Genomic DNA, 470 nt, shown 5'->3' on the forward strand with positions numbered 1-470 from the left:
AATCGCGAATCAGCATGTCGCGGTGAATACGTTCCCGGGCCTTGTACACACCGCCCGTCACACCATGAGAGTTGGCAATACCCGAAGTCCGTGAGCTAACCCGTAAGGGGGGCCGCGGCCGAAGGTAGGGTCAGCGATTGGGGTGAAGTCGTAACAAGGTAGCCGTAGGAGAACCTGCGGCTGGATCACCTCCTTTCTAAGGAAGATTTAGTTTATACTTAACGCATGTTAAGATTAACTACAATAATATAATGAGTTGTCAAACGGATTGCTCTAATTCCTCTGTTTAATTTTGAGAGACCAAAAACTTGACAAAAATATGACAAGTTTAGGAAATCTCAATAAAATATATAAAACAATGTGGGGGTATAGCTCAGTTGGGAGAGCACCTGCCTTGCACGCAGGGGGTCAAGAGTTCGAATCTCTTTATCTCCACCACATAAGGGCTTATAGCTCAGCAGGTTAGAGCG

General features: G+C 46.2%; 1 tRNA gene and 1 rRNA gene. Both read left to right on the forward strand.

Going from position 1 to position 470, the window contains the following annotated elements:
- Window positions 1-196, forward strand: a 16S ribosomal RNA gene (locus CPJCM30710_RS17475); the annotation flags it as partial.
- Window positions 197-362: 166 nt separating this feature from the next.
- Window positions 363-438, forward strand: a tRNA-Ala gene (locus CPJCM30710_RS17480).
- Window positions 439-470 lie beyond the last annotated feature (32 nt).

The organism is Clostridium polyendosporum, assembly GCF_018332455.1.
In the GTDB taxonomy this organism is placed as follows: Bacteria; Bacillota; Clostridia; order Clostridiales; family Clostridiaceae; genus Clostridium_AY; species Clostridium_AY polyendosporum.